This is a genomic window from Allobosea sp. P1_A7, assembly GCF_056406775.1.
The window spans coordinates 1-821 of the sequence record NZ_JBFTZN010000623.1 but is presented as its reverse complement, the minus strand read 5'-3'; the positions used below and the strand labels follow the sequence as shown (position 1 = coordinate 821).

Below are 821 nucleotides of genomic sequence, written 5' to 3'. Positions count from 1 at the left end.
GCAGGACTACGACCGCCTGGCTGCGGACCTTGCCGCGATCGGGCGGCCGATCCTTGTCGGCTTCGAGGCGACCGGCAACTACCATCGCACGCTCGCCTATCGGCTTCTGACGGCAGGCTTCGAGCTGCGGCTGATCTCCTCGGTCGCGCTCGCCCGGACGCGGGAGGCGCTACACAACGGTTGGGACAAGAACGATCCCAAGCACGCCCAGGTCATCCTGCACATGCTGCGGATCGGTGCCACGCAGGCCTATGTCGACCCGTTGGCCGCCGGCATCAACGATCTCCAGGAGTTGTCGAAGACGCACGAGACGATTTCGAAGGCCAAGACGCAGACCTGGCAGCCGCTGTCGGCCGGCGCAAAGGGTCCCCGCCTGTACGAATGGGTGCGCCTGCCCCTGAAATGGCAGGCTCCCGACGGCTTTGCGCGCTGGCTGCTGGCCCGCAAGAGCCTGCGCGATCCGGACGCCATCGCCTACTACTTCGCCTTTGCGCCTGCCGAAACGACGCTGGCGGAACTGGCCGGTGCTGCAGGGCTGCGCTGGACGATCGAGGAGTGCTTCCTTCGCGCCAAGGACGATCTCGGTCTCGATCATTGTGCGGATTCCGACGAATTCGGCGGGCAATTCCGATATGAATTCGGCACCCTGTTCCGATTTGAAGCCGGCAGGTGCGAGGTGATTTGCCTGGGTCGTTCGTGATGATTGTCGTGGATGGATTTGACGGTCAAGCGATCGTGGCTGGAGCGGTCAAGCGATCGTGGCTGGAGGGCTCTGCGACTGGCGTTTTCGCATGCTCTCGCCGGCGAGTTCGATGCGGTAG

General features: G+C 64.1%; 1 pseudogene. It reads left to right on the top strand.

From position 1 onward, the window contains the following. Positions 1-334: pseudogene (locus AC1D34_RS38075) on the top strand (IS110 family transposase); the annotation flags it as partial. Positions 335-821: the final 487 nt, after the last annotated feature.